The organism is Spirosoma horti (assembly GCF_054776595.1).
In genome coordinates this window covers 40,567-58,778 of record NZ_BAAHBQ010000006.1, presented here as the reverse complement: position 1 = coordinate 58,778, position 18,212 = coordinate 40,567, and the positions used below count along the sequence as shown (strand labels likewise).

At 51.3% G+C, this 18,212-nt stretch carries 12 protein-coding genes; 3 read left to right on the top strand and 9 right to left on the bottom strand.

Going from position 1 to position 18,212, the window contains the following annotated elements; translation table 11 throughout:
* The first annotated feature begins 63 nt into the window (after positions 1 to 63).
* Positions 64 to 3,093, top strand: a complete 3,030-nt coding sequence (locus ACYVAM_RS18670) for a PD-(D/E)XK nuclease family protein (protein ID WP_461069748.1) — start codon at positions 64 to 66, stop codon at positions 3,091 to 3,093.
* Positions 3,094 to 3,220: 127 nt separating this feature from the next.
* Positions 3,221 to 4,207 carry an FAD:protein FMN transferase gene (locus ACYVAM_RS18665; RefSeq protein ID WP_461069746.1) on the top strand — a complete coding sequence of 329 codons (987 nt, stop codon included), beginning with the start codon at positions 3,221 to 3,223 and terminating at the stop codon, positions 4,205 to 4,207.
* Between the two features lie 8 nt (positions 4,208 to 4,215).
* On the opposite strand, the gene ACYVAM_RS18660 is transcribed toward ACYVAM_RS18665, so the two are convergent.
* From ACYVAM_RS18660 to ACYVAM_RS18650, 3 genes are all read right to left on the bottom strand, one after another.
* The gene (locus ACYVAM_RS18660; RefSeq protein WP_461069744.1) at positions 4,216 to 6,411 is read right to left on the bottom strand and encodes a PepSY domain-containing protein; all 2,196 of its coding nucleotides are present in this window, start codon (positions 6,409 to 6,411) and stop codon (positions 4,216 to 4,218) included.
* A 70-nt stretch (positions 6,412 to 6,481) separates the two neighbouring features.
* Positions 6,482 to 6,982: a DUF2271 domain-containing protein gene (locus tag ACYVAM_RS18655; RefSeq protein WP_461069742.1), complete on the bottom strand. Its 501-nt coding sequence runs from the start codon at positions 6,980 to 6,982 to the stop codon at positions 6,482 to 6,484.
* Positions 6,983 to 6,986: 4 nt separating this feature from the next.
* Positions 6,987 to 8,540, bottom strand: coding sequence for an ankyrin repeat domain-containing protein (locus tag ACYVAM_RS18650; RefSeq protein ID WP_461069740.1), 1,554 nt, complete (start codon positions 8,538 to 8,540; stop codon positions 6,987 to 6,989).
* Positions 8,541 to 8,970: 430 nt separating this feature from the next.
* On the opposite strand from ACYVAM_RS18650, the gene ACYVAM_RS18645 reads away from it, so the two are divergent.
* Complete coding sequence (locus tag ACYVAM_RS18645; protein ID WP_461069738.1) at positions 8,971 to 9,393, top strand: DUF3592 domain-containing protein; 423 nt, start codon at positions 8,971 to 8,973, stop codon at positions 9,391 to 9,393.
* 114 nt (positions 9,394 to 9,507) lie between these two features.
* Here the strand turns inward: ACYVAM_RS18645 and ACYVAM_RS18640 are convergent, their stop codons facing one another.
* The 6 genes from ACYVAM_RS18640 to ACYVAM_RS18615 all read right to left on the bottom strand — a co-directional run bounded on the left by ACYVAM_RS18640 (position 9,508) and on the right by ACYVAM_RS18615 (position 18,111).
* The gene (locus ACYVAM_RS18640) at positions 9,508 to 9,708 is read right to left on the bottom strand and encodes a hypothetical protein (protein WP_461069736.1); all 201 of its coding nucleotides are present in this window, start codon (positions 9,706 to 9,708) and stop codon (positions 9,508 to 9,510) included.
* A gap of 482 nt (positions 9,709 to 10,190) precedes the next feature.
* Entirely contained in the window at positions 10,191 to 12,587 is a 2,397-nt protein-coding gene (locus tag ACYVAM_RS18635; protein WP_461069734.1) for a TonB-dependent receptor, read from the bottom strand.
* A gap of 24 nt (positions 12,588 to 12,611) precedes the next feature.
* Positions 12,612 to 13,817 carry a DUF4249 domain-containing protein gene (locus ACYVAM_RS18630; RefSeq protein WP_461069732.1) on the bottom strand — a complete coding sequence of 402 codons (1,206 nt, stop codon included), beginning with the start codon at positions 13,815 to 13,817 and terminating at the stop codon, positions 12,612 to 12,614.
* Positions 13,818 to 13,885: 68 nt separating this feature from the next.
* Positions 13,886 to 15,082: a beta-alanine-activating enzyme beta-propeller domain-containing protein gene (locus tag ACYVAM_RS18625; RefSeq protein ID WP_461069730.1), complete on the bottom strand. Its 1,197-nt coding sequence runs from the start codon at positions 15,080 to 15,082 to the stop codon at positions 13,886 to 13,888.
* A gap of 49 nt (positions 15,083 to 15,131) precedes the next feature.
* The gene (locus ACYVAM_RS18620; RefSeq protein WP_461069728.1) at positions 15,132 to 16,139 is read right to left on the bottom strand and encodes a cation diffusion facilitator family transporter; all 1,008 of its coding nucleotides are present in this window, start codon (positions 16,137 to 16,139) and stop codon (positions 15,132 to 15,134) included.
* 151 nt (positions 16,140 to 16,290) lie between these two features.
* The gene (locus tag ACYVAM_RS18615) at positions 16,291 to 18,111 is read right to left on the bottom strand and encodes a M61 family metallopeptidase (RefSeq protein ID WP_461069726.1); all 1,821 of its coding nucleotides are present in this window, start codon (positions 18,109 to 18,111) and stop codon (positions 16,291 to 16,293) included.
* Positions 18,112 to 18,212: the final 101 nt, after the last annotated feature.

Genomic DNA, 18,212 nt, shown 5'->3' with positions numbered 1-18,212 from the left:
TGAGTAACGAGTGGGTTATCTTTACTGTTCGGCTGAACACGTATCCGACTCACCGAACCACGAATGACTTTTCTTCGCCAAACGGCTAAACGCATATTTGATACCCACGGCCCCAGCTTACGAGACGTTTGGGTGATTCTGCCAACGCGCCGGGCTGTGTCCGTTTTTTTAGATGAGCTGGCCGCCCTTTCCGACCGGCCTTTTCTGGCTCCACACGCCCTCGCGGTCGACGATTTTATTACCCAGGCTGCGGGTGTTCAACTGATCGATTCGGTTAGTTTATTATTTGACCTATACGATGTTTTCCGGGAGATCGACCCCCTGGTTGAGTTCGAGCAGTTTATCGGCTGGGCGTCGGTCTTGTTGGCCGATTTCGACCGAATTGACCAATACCTGGTCAGTCCAAATGAACTGTTTAGTTACCTCACTGCCGCTAAAACCCTCGAACGCTGGCAGGTAGACATGCCGTCGACGGCGAAACCCATTGTGGAAACGCCCGGTACGGCCCGCTACTTCAAGCTGTTCGAGAACCTGCAAACGGCTTACCATGCCCTGCATGAACGACTGAATGAACAGGGGCTAGCCTACCGGGGAATGGCCTATCGGTTGCTGGCGCAGAACGTTGAGTCGCTGATTCGGGACAATCTGGCTTATGAACGGGTTTACTTTGTTGGGTTCAATGCCCTCAGCCGGGCCGAAGAACATATTATTCGGGTGTTGGTCGATGCACAAAAGGCCGAACTTATCTGGGATGCCGACCAATACTATATGAACGACCGTCGGCAGGAAGCAGGCGAATTTCTGCGTCGATACAAAGAAAATGGCTGGTTTTTTTCAAAACAGAACCATGAAGATCTGGCCCAGCAATCCAATAATCTGCTCGGCTCGGAGAAAAATATTCGTGTAGTCGGCGTTCCCAATGCCAGCATGCAGACAAAAGTGGCGGGCAAAATTTATAGCGAATGGCAACAGGCCGGACCCGTGGGGCAGGGGGGTAACCTGGGCCGTTCGCCTAAAACGGCCATCGTGCTGGCCGATGAAACCCTGCTGGTGCCGGTACTGTATGCACTCGATGAAAACGTAACGGATTTAAACGTAACGATGGGTCTGTCGCTGCGCTCGTCGCTGATGTTCACCCTGGTCGATACGTTGTTTGAGATGCAGCGAACGGTGCACGAATTCCGGACCAGGGATGGTCGTGACCTGAAGATCCCCAAGTTTCACCACCGCCACGTGGTGAAGTTGCTCAACCACCCGTTTCTGAAGCAGTATGAGCGTATTCGCGGACTTATGTGGGCGGGCGAGGTCTTGCCAAACGGTGACGTGCTACCGCCGGAACCTCTTTTTCAGTGGATTGCCAAAGAAATTGTCAAGAACCAGCGGGTCTACCTGACCGAACAGGAAATAAGGGAGCTGGGGCAGAACGATCCGCTCGTGCAGGTGCTGTTTACGCGTTGGCCCAACGAAGAGCCGATGAAGGCCATTCAGACATTTTATGAGCTGATCGAGCTTCTGCGCGATGTTTATCGCACCAGCCAGGATGCCATCGAAATCGAGTATCTCTATCTGTTCTTTACCCTGCTCAAGCAACTCGAAGCCACGCTGGAGCGGCAGGGAAGCGTGGGTAAGGGAGCGCGCAACGGCCGCCAGGCCGCGGGGCAGGCCGAGGTTACGGTACGAAGCTTCCGGCAATTTCTGTATGAACTGATCCGGCAGACGTCCATTCCGTTTACGAGTGAAGGGAAGAGCCAGTTGCAGATCATGGGGATGCTCGAAACAAGGGCGCTGGATTTCGACCGGGTTATTATTCTGTCTGTAAACGAAGGCATATTACCACAATCACGTAAGCTTAACTCACTGATTCCATTCGATATAGCGTCTGAATTGCTCCTGCCTACCTATCGGGAGCAGGAAGCCGTCATGGCATATCACTTTTACCGGCTCCTGCAGCGGGCCAGCGAGGTGGTGTTGTTATATACCACCTCAACCGATGCGTATGGAAGCAGCAAAGGGGAGCCAAGTCGGTTTGTCCGACAGTTGGAACATGAACTGGTTCCCCGGTCAAACGGCCTGGTGCGGATCAGCCGCCCGACGGTTCGCTTTGGACGATCCAGCGAGCAGGCGAGTGCCGATCTGTCGCAATTGCGGGTGCCAAAAACGGAACGCATCCGGGAAGATCTGGTTAAGTTGCTCACCACAAAAGGGTTATATCCGTCCTACCTGAACCAGTTTGTGAGCTGTTCGATGCGCTTCTACTTTAGCCGGATTGTAAACATTAGTGAAGAGGAGGACATCGAGGAAAAAATGGGTGCCGCTGAGTTCGGGAGCTGGCTGCATAAAGTGATGGAGCGCCTGGATCTCGACTATCGAATGAAATCGTTACCCATCGATGAGTCGATTATCAAGAACCTCCTGGAAGAAGAATTTGCGATTTCTATGAAAGGGCGGGTTATTGAATCGGGTATGAACCTGTTGCTCTATGACCTGGCGCAGAAACTGATGCTCGATTTTCAGCGGCAGCAAAATGCCCTCCCCGGCCTCACCGTCATTGGCACCGAGCAAACGCTGGAAACCTACCTCACGGTGTCTATTGAGGGACGTGCCCCGATCAAGGTGCGAATTGCTGGTAAAATTGACCGCATCGAGCAGTTTGGTGATCAGATTCGTATTGTCGATTACAAAACGGGTAAGGTCGATCTATCCGAAAAGACGCCCGTCGGCCTGAGCGACAAACTACTGAACGACGGTAAGGAAGACAAAATGCGGCAATTGTGGCTATACCGCTACCTGGCCCTCAAAAACATCCGTGACTATGGCGGGCTGCCCCGCGACCGGGCCAAGAAGGATATCTTCCGGGCGGAGGGCATGCCCGTTGAAGCGGGCTTCTATTCGTTTCGCGACGTGAGCGGTGGCTTTAAATCGAACCCGGTCCGGTTTGGTGATAACGACAGCCCGGCGCAATACATTGAGGATTCGGAAGAGCTGTTACGTCAGCTAGTTGAGCGGATGCTCGACCTGAACGAGCCATTCAAAAAAACAGACCAGATTGAAATCTGCCAGTTCTGCGATTATAAGGGTATTTGTGGCCGGTAGGCGTCATGACCCCATCACATAAATTTTACAGACTACTTTTTAACTCCACGAACGGGCGCTACCAGTTCCTGAACGAGATACATGGTACAGCCGCGATTCAGGAGGCAGCGTTTGTTCAGTTGACAGCATGAAGCACGCATTATTACTGGTCCTGATCTTATTCAGTTTGAGTACGACGGCTCAAGTACTACGGAGAAGAACCGTTAAGCTGATGGGTAGCCGATTCGACATTACAATTGTTGCTCAGGATTCCCTAATGGCTGAAGCGAATATCGATCGAGTCATTGCTGAAGTAACGCGGATCGAGAATTTGATTTCTGACTGGAAGGCAGATTCACAGATATCAATGGTCAATAAAAACGCCGGTATCGCGCCCGTTAAAGTGGATGCTGAGGTTTTTGCCTTAACGGAACGAGCAATCGCACTCTCCAAAATGACCAACGGAGCGTTTGATATCAGCTTTGCCGCCATGGATCGAATCTGGAAATTCGACGGCTCGATGACCGAAATGCCAACACCCGAAGCCATTAAGAAATCGGTGGCGAAGGTAGGCTATCGGTCTATTGTTCTGGACCGTAAACAGTCTACGATTTTCCTAAAGCGCAAAGGCATGAAAATTGGCTTCGGTGCCCTGGGCGAAGGGTATGCCACCGACCGTTGCCGCGACATGATGCTGGCCAGAGGCATTAAGGCTGGCATTGTCAACGGGTCGGGTGATATGAGCACCTGGGGCAAGCAACCCGATGGCAGTGACTGGATGGTAGGCATCACCAATCCAATGCATAACGATACTATTTTCGCCATTTTACCCTTGCGGGAAAGCGCGATGGTTACTTCTGGCAGTTATGAAAAGTTTGTGGTATTCAATGGAAAGCGATATGCACACATTATAAACCCCAGCACGGGTTATCCAGCCACCGGGCTGATTAGTGTTTCGGTCCTGGGGCCCAGCGCCGAAATCGCTAATGGGTTTAGTACCTCCCTTATGGTGTTAGGCAAGGATGCCGGGCTGAAGCTGATCAAAAAACACCCGCAGTACAGCTATATTCTGATCACCGATGCCGGGGAAATCATCTCCTCCAGCCAGTTAGCGTTGCCCCTGCGTAAGCTATAAAATGACCATCAATAACAATCCATCAGGATTTGTCCGTGAGATTGGTATACGCTAAGGCTTTGCCCCAGTTTTGTCTGACAAATGGTTTCCAATAGATCAAGGACATCTTTCTGCATCGCCAGGGATCCACAGATCATTAGTACTCCTTTTCCCATCAACGTATTGGCCAGGAAATCGGCGTCGCGGGTGAGCAGGTGACTGACATATTCTTTATTGCCTTCGCGCGAATAGGCAACGTGTAGGTTCGTGAGTTGCTGAGCCGACCGACTTGCGTTCAGGAAGTTCCGATAAACCTCGAACGAGGCCAGTTGCCGGAAACCGCAATATAAATGGCAGGGTATCAGCTGTTTGTTTTCACTGATCATGCCCAGAAACGGGGCAATACCCGTGCCATTGGCAATCATGACCACGACCGGCGCTTTTTTAGGAAAATGGAAATGGTCGTTGTTGACGATCCGTGCCTGAATTGTTTCGCCGGGCGAAAGATCATGTAAAAAGCTGGATCCCAGTCCGTTTGGATGCCGCCGGACACTCAGCTGAAGCTCCTTATCCAGTACACCAATGGAGTATAGCCGTTCGCGGTGATCGTTGGCGGGGTAAATGGCCAGCAGATCGCCCGACATAACGCCGTTCTTTCGATGGGTGCGTAGCCGGATTAAAAAGGTGCCGTCGGGCTGGGTCGTTCGGGTATTATCCGTTACGGTTAATGTATCAAGTTTGGGTTTTGGCGCTTTCAGCAGGTCTGACGAAACGGATATCGGCAGATCGGTTTGTTGCGACCAGGCTTCGGCCCATAAACCAAACTCGTCCGGCGACCGGTCATTGACGGTATGAATATCCACCAAGGGAACCGCCCAGGTCTGACGCGACAGGAGTTGGTTCACTTCAAAGGCAAATTTACAGAAATCAGGATAGGCGTGCGACCCAAAACCAAGTACAGAAAAACGCACTGGTTGCGCCTGTGGGTATTTTTCAACCAGCGTGGCAAATCGTTTGGCGTTAGTTGGTGCGTCACCGAGGCCATACGTAGCCGTTAGCGCGATCAGATACTCCGCTTTTGGGAAAACCGTGTAGTTGTTGAACTCGCTCAGAAACGATTTTTGGCCCTGTTTGAGAAGTTGTTGATGAATGAGTTGGGCAAACTGGAACGTACTGCCGTTCTCCGACCCAACCAGGATAATGAACCGGCTCTCGTCGGCCGAGAACTTGTTTCTGACACGGTTTGCCCGTCGTTTAAACGTGATAGCAAAGCCGGAATAGATAAAAAAGAGGATGTTTCCGGAAGCGATGGCCAGAATGATGGCCCAAAGGGCACTGGCCCGGCCGGTGTGCAAATCCAGGCTCAGGTTGGTTAACAGGACAGCGGTTGGGTAACGATTTTCGCTGAGAATGTCGCCCGTAACCTGATTGACCGTCAGTTCGCGATCCCTAAGCGTCAGCGTGTAATACTCTTCGACATCGTCCGAAAAGGGAAATTCGACGCGTTGAACGTCGGAAAGCTTCGTGTTTTTGAATACCGCAAAGTCGGCCAGTTGGCTTTTCGGCCCTGACTTGATCGCGTCCAGGTCGATTGAAGACGCGATTTTCTCCGTCGTTATCAACCCGAACCGCTCCAGCGAAAGATACGTCCCCGACAGCGCAATAATGAAGATCGGGATCAGAGACAACCGGCCCAGCATAACGTGATAATACTGCGCAAAGTTATCCCGGACGATTCGGGTAAAGAACCGTCTGATGCCTCGCTGCCGCTGGATGATCAGCATTGTACCCGAAGCGGTGATCAGCAGCAGCAGGAACGCTGTTAACCCGATAAAGAACCGGCCAGCCTCATGGGCGAACAGGGATCGATGCAGGGCCGTTACCCATTGAAAAAATTCGCTCTGTGGCGTCGGTATACCCAGGATTTTGCCCGTTTGCGGATCGACGTAGGCGGTCAGGTTCTTGCCGTCGGCATCACTTCCCTTGATCTGCACGAATTGATTCGCGTCGATGCTCAGCTCACTGATTTCAGAAACGGTTTTCTTCAGGACGGGCAGCGTCTGAGCCAGCGTAAGCTGGTTGAAATCGGCAACCCGATAGGGCTGAATTTTCTGCGAAATGGGCTCAAACGCCAGAATGATGCCTGTGATCGATGCCAGGGACAATAAAAGAAAAGAAGATACAGCCAGGGCTAAGTGGCTGTATCTCCAAACAGAAATGGTCATAAAGGCGGCCGCTGTTAATTGAAGGTAATCGGTTGGCGCAACGCGGTTGTCGCAACGCGGTTACTGCATCTTAGTTGCTGGTATTGGGGCTGAAACGAACGTAGCGGATGTAGCCCGTACCTTCACTTTTGGTGGCAAGTGCCTCCGTGGTAAGCGGAATTTCCAGGTCTTTTACGTTGTAATTTTTGTCTTCTACCGCACTTTCAAAGCGCAGCTTGTAGTCCTTGTTGATTTTGGTATTATCGATCTCCAGCACCGTGACGCTGCGGTCGCCACCGGCTACGGATGCCCCAGTGATGGCGCTGATATTGGGCGTTTTTTTGCCTAAAGCCTTATGCCATTCTTTTACATCCGGGTACCATTTTTTGTTAGAGCCCAGTACGTATAAGGTTTTCTCGTATGCTCCTTTTCCGTTAATGAGCGAGACGACAATGTAAGCGCCTTCGCCCATGTAGTTGGTCATCTGGATCATACACTTGTATTGCGTCGTACCCGATTGGGCGAAGGACGCAGCCGGTTGGGCAAAGGCCAGGACCAGTGCCAGTACGCTAATTTTAGACAAACAGGACATGTTCTTATTTTAGAAAAGTAAGCGATACGTTGCTTTTTGCCAGCGATTCATTCTCGCTGGCCAGATCAAACGCTGTTTCTTTAAAATTGGTAGGAATTTCTTTTTTGGCCCCAACCGACAGCAGGTACTTCAGCATGGCATCATCTTTTGCAACCATAGCTGCTTTGTGCAGAGCCGTAATCCCTTCCTTATTGCGGGCGTTCACATCGATCTGGAGAGGTTCCAGTTTTTTCAGCAATGCGAGGTCCTTTTTAGCTACGGCAAGGTGATAGAGCGTATTGCCGTTTTTCTGTGGAGCCTTTACGTCAACTCCTTTTTCCTGAAGTAGCGCCAGTTTAGCGTCGAAATCATTGCGGGGGGCACCACTTCCGCCCTCAGGACGAGGAGCATTGGCGCCTTCCGGACGTGGGCCGCTGCCCATACCGCCTGGACCAGGTCCTTCCGGACGGTAGCCTTGCACCAGGTACGCGGCCAGATTGTCACCAGCCTTATCGGTCACCTGTATATCGGCACCCTTGCCGAGCAGGTAGGTGACGACCTCTGGCGAGTTACTTTGTACAGCCATGGCCAAAGCCGTGACTCCTTTCTGATTACCCTGATTGATATTTTTCACTTTCGGAGTCAACAGTTCGAGCGTACCCAGGTCGCGGTTACTGGCGGCAGCGTTCATAAACGGCGTATTTCCGTCTTCGTCGGCCTGATTTACGTCGGCCCCTTTACTTAGGAAATACTCGATCAGTGCCAGTTGCCCCGGCCGACGCACCAACGCATGCAGCGCGTTTTCACCATTTTTATTGACGGCGGCTGGCTTTACACCCGCGCTTTCCAGGTACTGAAACACCTCGGCAGGGGCCGGGCCCCGGCGCGACCCTTGCGCAGCCATGATCATGGCATTCGGATCTACGGATACACCCCGTTGCTGAAGCGCTTTCAGTACGCCGAGATTACCACCCCGGGCCGCATAGCCAAAGGCATTGTTGCCAGCCGCATCGGTGCTTTTGATATCCAGCCCTTTCGATACGAAATAATCTGTCAGTTTAAGGTCTTTATCGCTGGCCATTGCCAGCAGCAGGGCATTAGCCCCGTCGTGGTTAACATCTTTTTTGAGGTTGGCTCCGCTCTTGATAAGCCGATCGTATAGCTGCGTATCGGCCATTCCAGAGCCAGCCGCGAAGGTTAGCGGGGTAGCTCCGTGGCTGTCTCCTACACTGACTTTAGCGTCTTTTGCAAGCAGATACTCTACAATCTCCAGATTGTCCCGGTAAGCGGCCCAGTGCAGATAAGTGCGGCTGTCGTGCGTCAGCTTGTTTACGTCATTGCCGGGCTGCGCCAATAAATACTTGATGGTTTCGTTGGGGGCTTGCGCATTAATCGCCATTACTACGGGATCAAAACTGGCCTGATTGAATTGCGAGGGATTGCTGCCCTTCTCGATCTCCGCCTTAACCTGACTTACATCTGGCTTACTTTGCCAAAACGACTGATCCAGCAGCACGTTTTTCTGAGCCTGAGCGGAAAGCGCGAAGCCTACCAGTAAGGCAGTCAGTAACTTTTTCATATAGCTTACACTAGAGGACTATTGGGTTGACTTGCGTACCACTTACTACGCGTTTGTATTCAGGGAGCGCCTGAACTGGTTGCAAAGTTAATAAGATTCAGTCTAAATAAACGCGCGAGGGCTACTTTTTACGAAAAGAAAAAACGGTCCCAATTCGCAGGAAGGGGCCGTTTGCTCGTCCCGCACTTTATGTGGCCTGCTTCTTAATTGAGCTAATTATTCCCTTAAGCTGCTCTTTAATGCCAATTATAGCGAATAGCAACGTGCTGAACTGGAATATAGAGAAAATCGGAGATTAGCCTACCAAGTTAACCAATAGTCGGTTGACGTAAAACGTAGTAGCCTTGTCATATATTTATCCGATTGACGGAGGTAATTGAAACGGGTAGTTTTGGCATAAGTTTAAACTCCAGATCAACCCCTGTTTCCTGTGAAGTATTTACCGCTCTTGCTTGGCGTCATATGCATTTTGGGAGCTGGTTATCAGCTCTGCCGGGGAAGCTGGTTGTTCATAAATGGGCAATCGGTTGAGGGTACCGTTATTCGAAATGAAAGGAGCTTTGGTAAATCCACCGTCTATTATCCCATTGTGGAATTTAAGACAGCTACCGGTCAGATCTATACATGTAAAGGCCAGTCAGGAACATCCCCCGCTGAATACGAAGTAAATGACACGGTGACGGTTCATTTTGACCCTGATAAGCCCACCAACGCCTTTATTGGCAGCTTCTTCGGTCTGATCGTAGGAAACCTTATTTCGATCGCCCTCGGTGTTCTCTTCAGCTGGCTTGGACTCAAGGTGTTAGGTTGGGTTAAGCCACAGGCCACCAAGACGACAATGACCGGCCTCTGACAACTTATTAGGCGTTCTTAACCCCTAGACTGGTTTAATAGGGTTATTTTTTGATCCTATTCACTCTATTCAGTCACAAATGCATGCTCTGCCGGAGCGATACCTATTTTTGCATTAACTCTGCTTAAGCTTCTTGCGAAATAGGATGAAGAGTAGGACCAGAACGGCTTCACCCGTAAATTTCCAATTCTCTACCAATTGGGTTTTCCATTGAAACACACGCCAATCTCCGCTTACGGAAGCAATCATCAGGTAACTGGCTAGTAAGCTAACCAGTATGATCCAGAGTGATCGTATAAAAAAATCTCTGTTCATAGCCATCTTGTTTGGGTTTTCACCCTCTAGAACATCGTTTCTTAGCCATCAAACAAGAACAGATCCATCTGCATTTGGTGAACAACCTTGTAACGTTATCAGAGTATAGACTGCTAGGTCTTCGTCAGAACAGGTCATTTATGGGAATAGGATGAGTTCCCAAATGCCTATCATCGGTACTAATTTCCGTTCTCAACAACCTCCAATTGGCAGACAAGTTTTCAATAAAGGGAAGTGTTTAAGTGAAAAAGAAAAAACGGCCCCAATTCGCTAGGAAGGGCCGTTTTTTGCTGGTTTTTGAATACAACCTGAATTGAAAAAAAGCAATTTCGTCTGCTACCTCAGTAACAAGTAAAACAAAATTGGTAAATAAAGAGAATAAATACAACTATTTTTATAAAATATCCCCAGATTTCTTCTCAGTGGGAAAGATGGCTTCCCCACATTCAGTGGCTGCTCTGTTCACTTGGCCTGGTAAAAGCTCACTTGAAAACGAAGTTGTAGGACAGGGAAGCGATAGGAGCGGCAAAAATCTGGAGTTTGTAGGCGTTGGTTTTATTATTCTCGGTCTTGAAAAAGACAGAATAGACATTCTTGTGGCCATACAGATTATAAACGGTAAATGCCCAACGCCCTTCCCAACGACGTTTTCTCATACCTGGACTATAAATGTTCCAGGCGAAATCCAGCCGGTGATAAGCCGGTAAGCGCTCATTGTTGCGTTCGCCATAATAGGGGTACTGAGCCCCGTCAATGGTAACATAACCCGTTGGGGCCGAGTAGGGCCGCCCCGTGCTATAGGCAAAGGTAAACCCAAAGCTATTGTGCCGGTCGACATCGATGGTCATGTTGGCATTGACCGTGTGTGGGCGATCATAACTGGCTTTGTACCACTTACCTGCGTTTACATTTTGCTCGACCGAAGCGCCTTCATATACCTGATTGAGGGTGCGGGCATACGTGTAGTTCAGCCAGCCGGTTAGCTCCCCCTTTTTCTTGGAAATCATGGTTTCGATGCCGTACGCTTTACTCCGTCCCTGTAGCAATTGTGTTTCAGGATAGGGTTGTAGTAAAAAATCAGCGCCCGGTCGGTAGTCGATAATGTGCTCCGTAGTGCGCCAGTAACCTTCCAGCGTGAGTTCGTAAATATTCTCCTTGAAGCTGAGGAAATAACCGGCCGTGAGCAACTGACTGATCTGTGGTTTTATGTTCGGGTCCGAGGTTTTCCAGCGCGAGGTGGGTAGGGGCGTTGTGGTGTTCGTGACGACCTGTAAGTACTGGCGCATCATATTATACCCAAATTTAAGGGATGCGTTGGGTCCCAGCGTGTACCGAATGCCAATTCGGGGTTCCGGGCCGCCGTACTGTTTCGCTACCTGACCAGCGCCATACCGGATCGAATCGATCACCGAAAAATCATCGCGGGTTTCGCCGGGTGCATATTGCCGAACGAGCGATGGGCCCAGCGATAAAAATTGGGAGTAACGAATCCCCAGTGAAATGGCCAGTCTGTCACTGAAGCTCCGTTCGTAATCGGCATGAATGGCTAGCTCCAGGGCGTTCTCCGTTGGTGTGGTCACATAATTTACGCTTTCGCTGCGGCCAGGAAATAAGGTGCCCGGCTCAATGCGGTAATGGGTACCACTGACGCCCAATTCGAGCTTTTGGTTGGGCAGTTGGAAGTTCAGATTCGATTTCACCTGTCGCTGTAATACCGACGATCGCAAGCTGACAACATTGCCGCTTAATTCGGGCGAAAGGATTTTGGGGACGTAGTGCACATAAATGCCCGTCGTTTGCAAGTTTAGTCGGGGCGACAACGTTCGGAACCAGCGCGCCATGACGTTGACCGTTTGATGATCGTAGCGGGTAGCCGTTCCGTTTACATTAGGCAGGTTGGCCAGCAGATCGGTCTTGAACAAGTCTTTACTGCCATAAGCCGTCAGGGTCAGCGTATTGCGATTGTCAATACGCCAGAAGGCTTTCAGGACGGCATCCCCAAATTTGGCTCGTATGTTCGCCAGCCGGTCCGACACAATCGGCAACAGAAAATCGTTGAAGGCCCCGCGTCCGGAAACCAGAATGCCAAACTTCCCCTTCACAATCGGAATGTCGGCGGTGAGCTTGTTCGACACCAGACTGACACCTCCTGACAGACTAAACTGGTCCAGATTCGGGTTCCGCAGAGACACGTCCAGCACCGAAGCCGCCCGTCCGCCGAAGCGTGCCGGTACGTTCCCTTTATAGAGATCGGCTGTGCTAATCACATCGGACGGGAAGATCGAAAATAACCCAAACATGTGCGTTGGGTTAAAAATGGGCGTATCGTCCAGCAAAATCAGGTTCTGGTCGGTGGTGCCGCCCCGGATATTAACGCCATTGCTGGCCTCGCCAACGCTCGACACGCCCGGAAGCATCTGCAATCCCCGTAACAAATCGACTTCGCCGAGGGCGGCCGGAAGTTTACGTAAGGCACTCATATTGATCTGATTGACACCCAGAATGGGTTGCCGGACCGTTTGATCGAACCCTTTAGTCGTCACGACGACCTCTTCCAGCTGACTTTCAACGGTAATCAGATTCATTTGAATCGATACGGGATCGCTGGAAAGGCGAACGACTTTTCGTACGGGTGTAAAGCCAACCAATCGGGCTACTACAATATGGTCACCAGCGGGCAGGTCGATGGAAAAACGACCCTGCTCATTGGTGCTTGTGCCCGTAAGCGCTTTGCGATAGTCGACCACAATGGCTGCGCCAGCCAGCGGCTTTCCTGTGGCCGAATCGCGAACAATTCCGTTCAGGTTAACCATCATCTGAGCCTGGAGAACCGGGCTGAAAAGCAGATAAATGCTCAGTATAAGTAGGTGTCGGCTCATCCGTTCAGCGAGTAGAAAAGTTCGTTAGTCATTCCAGCCGGGCGGAAATTGATCGGTTCGGGTACGGCTGGAGACACAAAGTGCCGACGCGACGCTGCCGCCGTAGGTACTGCTGCCAGGCAATGACGATTCCAGGCGTGGCGTGCGGCCGTTTATGGCATAAAACAAGCCCTGAAACGTGCCCGTCGTTACATCCTGCCGCTTGATCTTGTGGCGGATTTCCGTTACGGCCGCAGCCGAGAAATACCCAATGACATTCTCCGTCGAGTTAGCCAGATTCTTTATATTTCCTGAAATAGGCGCGGGTGGCGAGTCAGCCAGCGTGCCGGTATTCTGAACCTGATCCGTAAAGAGTTTATAATAGCGGTAGGCATTAGGCGACAGCGAGAGTTGCTGGACCACAATCAGGGCCGGATTGCGCTGGTAAATGGGGACACTCGCCACTTTGTGCCCCGTTTGTAGTTGCCCGTTTGTGTAGGTATCGGCCGAAACATCAATGTCGGTATTATAGAAAATATCCCAGCATAACTCCCGACAGGGATAGTCGAATTGAATGGACAAGCTTAGCGTCGTGTCTCGCACACAGCCCAATACATCAATGGGGCCGCTGCCTACCGGGCCAACATCCTGCACAATATAGCGACCCTGCTGGCAAGTGGCGCACCAGAGCTGCTGTTCATAGAGCCGCCATCGCCAGAGGTAGAAATTACGGGTATTGGCCGGGTCCTGAAAATCGATATAGACGTCGTTGGCGGGAACATTCAACCCATCGGCCGTCGTTCTTGGCCCCTGTGGGTTAAACTGATCGTATGCTTTCAGAATAGGAGCGACGGTCGCCATCGTTTCAACGGACGATTCGTAGCTAATACCTTCTTCGGTTCGAAAGCGCAGTTGGTAAGTCGTACCCACCTGCCCCCGAAAATCGTCGGGAAAGTTATAGATGCCGGGTTGGCTTTCGAGCAGCGTGATGGGCGTTGTCCCATTCACGAGGACCGTTACCGAGGCCCGCCGGATGGGCGTACTGACCGAGCCGCTATCGACGGTAGACCGGGAGCGGCTCAGGCTGATGGTCTGCGTTTCGTTCAGGTTCGTTATAATGCCGCTAACGACCAATAAGTTACTGTTCAGTGGAACACCGGGATCGTAGGCGTCGATGCAACTGTGGAATGAAACCGCCACCGCAACGAGTCCACACCAGAAAATGATTTGTATGAAATAAGCCTTGAGCATACTAATTGAGTGCTAATACGCTGTTTCGTTATCTCAATAGCGGAACAGATCGATGATTCTTTACAACGTTATTTACCGCCCCCGCTAATGGTCGGGTACGTTCCGGTTATTCTAGTCTTCTGGGCAACGACCGGGCTGGACACCACAATTCCCCCGGTCCTGAAACTCCAGCGTTTCCGGCCCGTAGCCGCATCCAGTGCATAAACGCTATAGTCATTGCTGCCAACGTAAACGACGCCATTGGCCACCATTGGCGTAGAGTAAATATCATAATTCGTAGGAAATGACCATACCTGTTTGCCCGTACTTGCATTTACGGCGTAGACATTACGGTCCCGGCTGCCTATGTAAACGATTCCGTTAGCAATAACCGGACTGGAATAGATGACGCCCTTCGTTGGAAAGGCCCAGCGCTGTTGCCCCGTGGCCGCATCGAGGGCATAAAGCTGCTGATCGGCACTGCCCACGTAGACTACCCCATTGGCCACCATGGGGCTGGAATCGACGGCTGCTCCCGTTTTGAACGTCCAGCGTAACTTGCCTGTGGCGGCATCCAGGGCGTATAGTTTACCATCCTGGCTACCTACATAAAGCAGCCCATTGGCAACGACCGGACTGGAGAGAATAAAATATTCGGCACTGGATACCCAGCGCCGAAGGCCCGTAGCTGCATCCAGCGCGTAGATGCGGTTATCCTGCCCACCAATATAGACGAGGCCATTCGCGACAGTCGGGCTGGAGTAAAAACCGAACGTATTTGTAAACAGCCAGAGCAAACTACCGATGGTGGCATCAATGGCATAGACCTTACCATCCTGGCTGCCTACGTATACAATGCCATTGGCAATGGTCGGACTGGAATACACGATCCCGCCGGTTTTAAACGCCCACCGTTTTTTACCGGTATCGCCGTCAATTGCATACAGGTTGTAGTCGTTGCTGCCGACATAAACCATCCCATACGCAATGGCCGGACTTGACTGAATGGATGTATCGGCCCTGAAAACCCAGCGAGTTTGTCCGGTTGTTGTATCCAGGGCGTACAGGTTGTTATCAAAACTGGCTGCGTAAACAACGGGGGCTGAAATCGAAGCGGAGGATGGCGTTGTTACAGTAGCGGCAATGGGTGGGGTGACAGGTGGCGCTACGTTTAACGTAGATTCTGGTTTACACCCTGACAGACTGATGCTTACGAGGCTAAGCCAGATGGATAAGATTCCAGAAAGACGGGCAAACGCGAGTAAAACGGGAGAATAGCTTCTCATATATAGGCAAAGGCTAATCGCGGAAAATATACCCTAAAAGCCGATTAAACTATACGCCCGGTACCGTCAATGGTACGAAATGCTTCTGGTTGAGCGGCAGGTTGTCCGGCGTCCAGTCTACGTCGTTCAGGAAAGCGAACGCCCGAACGGGACAATTCGCGACGCGGCAGTAATGACAGCATTCTTTTTCGCAGGGATCGGTATGCACGAAAATCTCGACCTCGCCCCGAAAACCATCTTTGAGGGTGTCCTCAAAATGATGCACTTCCTCGTGTACCTGATTCAGTTTCCAGTAGTAGGGCAGCGTCAGATGGCAGTCGATGTGCAGATCAGCACCGTATTTCTGAACGCGCAGATTATGGACATCGATCCAGTTTCGGTCTTTATGAACGTTCAGCAGATTTACAACCCGGTGCAGGGTTGGTACATCGGCCTCGTCCATCAACCGCGCAACCGACTGGCGGGTGATCTGAAATCCATTGTAGATGATGACAATGGCGAGGAATAGAGAAAGCGTGCTGTCGATCCAGTGTTGGCCGGTATAGGCAACCAGCGCCACGCCAATCATCACCACGATACTACTAAAGGTGTCGGTGAGCAGGTGTTTCCCATCGGCGGTCAGGGCCGCTGAATCGGTTTGTTTTCCCGACCGGATGAGCATCCAGCCAACGAAGGCATTGGCCACCGCTGTTAGCCCGATCAGGGCAAATCCCCAATCCAGATTGGCGAGAACTTTGGGCTCGAAAAAGCTCAGTATCGCCTGCCAGATAATGACCAGGCCCGCCGAGAGAATCATGGCCCCTTCGAAACCCGAGGATAAAAACTCGATTTTTCCATGCCCATAGGGGTGGTTCAGATCGCGGGGCTGGCCGGAAAGGTAGATGCTGTAAAACGCAAAGCCGCTGGCAATGACATTAACGATGGATTCGACCGCGTCGCTTAAAATAGCGGTTGAATAGGTAAGGAAATAAGCCGTGAATTTGAGTGCCAGCAGCGTTATGCTCAGTCCCAGCGAGATGCCCATCCATCGGTATTTCGTTTGTTGACTGGCACTCATGAAGCTGTGGGATAGGAGAAATGATTCGTTCGAACCGACGGAAACGATTTATAATGGGCAAAGGTAACAATTCGGCGGTGGAAAAGTGGTGTTCGTGGTAGCCGGTTTGCCTGCCTTTTACCACGAACAAAGGACTAAAATAGGCATTCGTTCAGTTCACTGCTTTTGCACCCAGCCAGTTAGCCCGGAACGTCTGCATCTCAGGTGTAAGCGCAAGATCTGTTTTTTCGTAAGGCTCAACCGATGTTGCCGGGTTTTCGGCCAGCGTAACGGGAGCTGTTTTTGCTTCGCCCCGGTGGGTATAGCTTAGCTGAATGACATCGCCGGGTTTGTGCTGCGCCAGAATGGCCTGAAGCGCATCCGTTTTGGTAACGGCTTGTCCATCAATGGCTGTCAGAACATCGTCGATGTCCAATCCCGCCTTGTATAGTGGCGTTTCCCGAACGGTATTGGAAAGCAGAGCCAGTCCGCCGTTGTTTTCGGCGTAGCGAACCGATCCCATCCAGGCTTTTCCAGCCTGCGCTTTCTTGACAGTGAAGCCAGCTTTTGCCAGCAAGGACGCGTAATCGATGGCTTCGTGGCCGTAGATGTATTTACTGAAAAAAGAACGGGCAAACTCGGGGGTTGTCAGGCGGGCCAGTTCGCTTTGCAGACCATCGACCGTATAGGGCTGTTCGGGCTTACCAAACCGTTTCCAGACGGCCTGCATGTAGGTATCCAGCGACTGGTTGCTCTGGCGCAATTCCAGATCCAGGGCCAGGGCAACCGCTGCTCCGTAGGTGTAATACGAGGTAAACATGTTGCCGTAATTTGTTCGGTCAATGGATACGCCGGCATCGACGAACACGGCATGGCAACTGGCATCAAGGGGCGAATACCGGGTAGCTCCGGGCGTTTGCTGTTTGGTATACACGAGGCTCGCCAGCGTGTTTGTGTACTCATCGATCGGCGTAAAGCCAGCCCGGACGAGGAGCAGCTCGCCATAATATTGCGTAAAACCCTCGGCAAACCAGAGTTCGTAACTCATGTTGCTCTTCTCAAAATTAAAGGGTTCCAGCGTTTTCGGGCGGATACGTTCGACATTCCAGCAGTGAAAAAATTCATGCGCAAACACGCCCAGTACCTTCTCTGGTCCGGTGAAAGCAATGGGCACGGTAATCATGGTGGAGTTGCGATGCTCCATGCCATCACCCCGGACATACGGGTTCAGGCTCGCCAGAAAGGTATAATTGCCGTAATCATAACTCGGAAATTCACCGTAAACCGCCTTCGCCTGATCCACGATCCGGGCAACTTTCCCGGCAAATCCGCTCGCCGTCGAATCGGCAACGGCGGCTTCCAGCGCAACCCGGAACGTGATCGGCTTGCCATCGGTATTGGTCCGTTTCCATTCCTTGACGGCCAGCTTCCCGATCTTTACCGGCGAGTCCATAAAGTATTGCAAACCCGGAGCCGTGAACGTGTATCGGTCCGTTGTGGGTACTAACTGGGTCGCCACGATACCCATATTATCATTCGGCAGGTTAAATTTTACCGTAATAGGCCGCTGGTCGAAACCCTTGATCCACATAAATGTAGCGGGTATATTCAGGTGAATGCTCTGCGGGTCAATGCCCATGTACGTGCCATCGGGGTAATTACCAAACAGCGTGTAGCTTAGCCTGACGGTACCTTTATGCGTCGGTACGGTATACACATCGCCCTCTGTCCGAACAACTGCCAGGGGCTGATTTTTTTCATCGTAGGCCCGCACATCATACACGTTCTTGCCAAACTCGTGGGTGGCGTATCGGCCTGGCGATGAGCGGCTCATGCGAAAAACGGCCGTTTGCTTCGGTAACTGGGAAACGGTCAGGCTAATCTGCGCTTCATGGTGAATCGCATTGGGGAAGGAGACATCGTAACGTATTGTCTGGGCAATGCCCGAACGAATGAGCAGCGAGGAAAGGAACAATAGGACAAGGAATCTCATGTTGATAAGCAGGAGGAAAACGAGCAAATTTCGGTCAATTTAAGCGTAGTCTACGAGAATAGTACAACCTGATTGATGACTGGTATCGCCAAAAAGGCAGT

Excerpts from the sequence above, each read along its gene's own strand:
- ACYVAM_RS18620 (WP_461069728.1), bottom strand. The coding sequence starts at position 16,139 with ATGAGTGCCAGTCAACAAACGAAATACCGATGGATGGGCATCTCGCTG.
- ACYVAM_RS18630 (WP_461069732.1), bottom strand. The coding sequence starts at position 13,817 with ATGCTCAAGGCTTATTTCATACAAATCATTTTCTGGTGTGGACTCGTT.
- ACYVAM_RS18625 (WP_461069730.1), bottom strand. The coding sequence starts at position 15,082 with ATGAGAAGCTATTCTCCCGTTTTACTCGCGTTTGCCCGTCTTTCTGGA.
- ACYVAM_RS18655 (WP_461069742.1), bottom strand. The coding sequence starts at position 6,982 with ATGTCCTGTTTGTCTAAAATTAGCGTACTGGCACTGGTCCTGGCCTTT.
- ACYVAM_RS18650 (WP_461069740.1), bottom strand. The coding sequence starts at position 8,540 with ATGAAAAAGTTACTGACTGCCTTACTGGTAGGCTTCGCGCTTTCCGCT.
- ACYVAM_RS18635 (WP_461069734.1), bottom strand. The coding sequence starts at position 12,587 with ATGAGCCGACACCTACTTATACTGAGCATTTATCTGCTTTTCAGCCCG.
- ACYVAM_RS18615 (WP_461069726.1), bottom strand. The coding sequence starts at position 18,111 with ATGAGATTCCTTGTCCTATTGTTCCTTTCCTCGCTGCTCATTCGTTCG.
- ACYVAM_RS18665 (WP_461069746.1), top strand. The coding sequence starts at position 3,221 with ATGAAGCACGCATTATTACTGGTCCTGATCTTATTCAGTTTGAGTACG.
- ACYVAM_RS18640 (WP_461069736.1), bottom strand. The coding sequence starts at position 9,708 with ATGAACAGAGATTTTTTTATACGATCACTCTGGATCATACTGGTTAGC.
- ACYVAM_RS18670 (WP_461069748.1), top strand. The coding sequence starts at position 64 with ATGACTTTTCTTCGCCAAACGGCTAAACGCATATTTGATACCCACGGC.
- ACYVAM_RS18660 (WP_461069744.1), bottom strand. The coding sequence starts at position 6,411 with ATGACCATTTCTGTTTGGAGATACAGCCACTTAGCCCTGGCTGTATCT.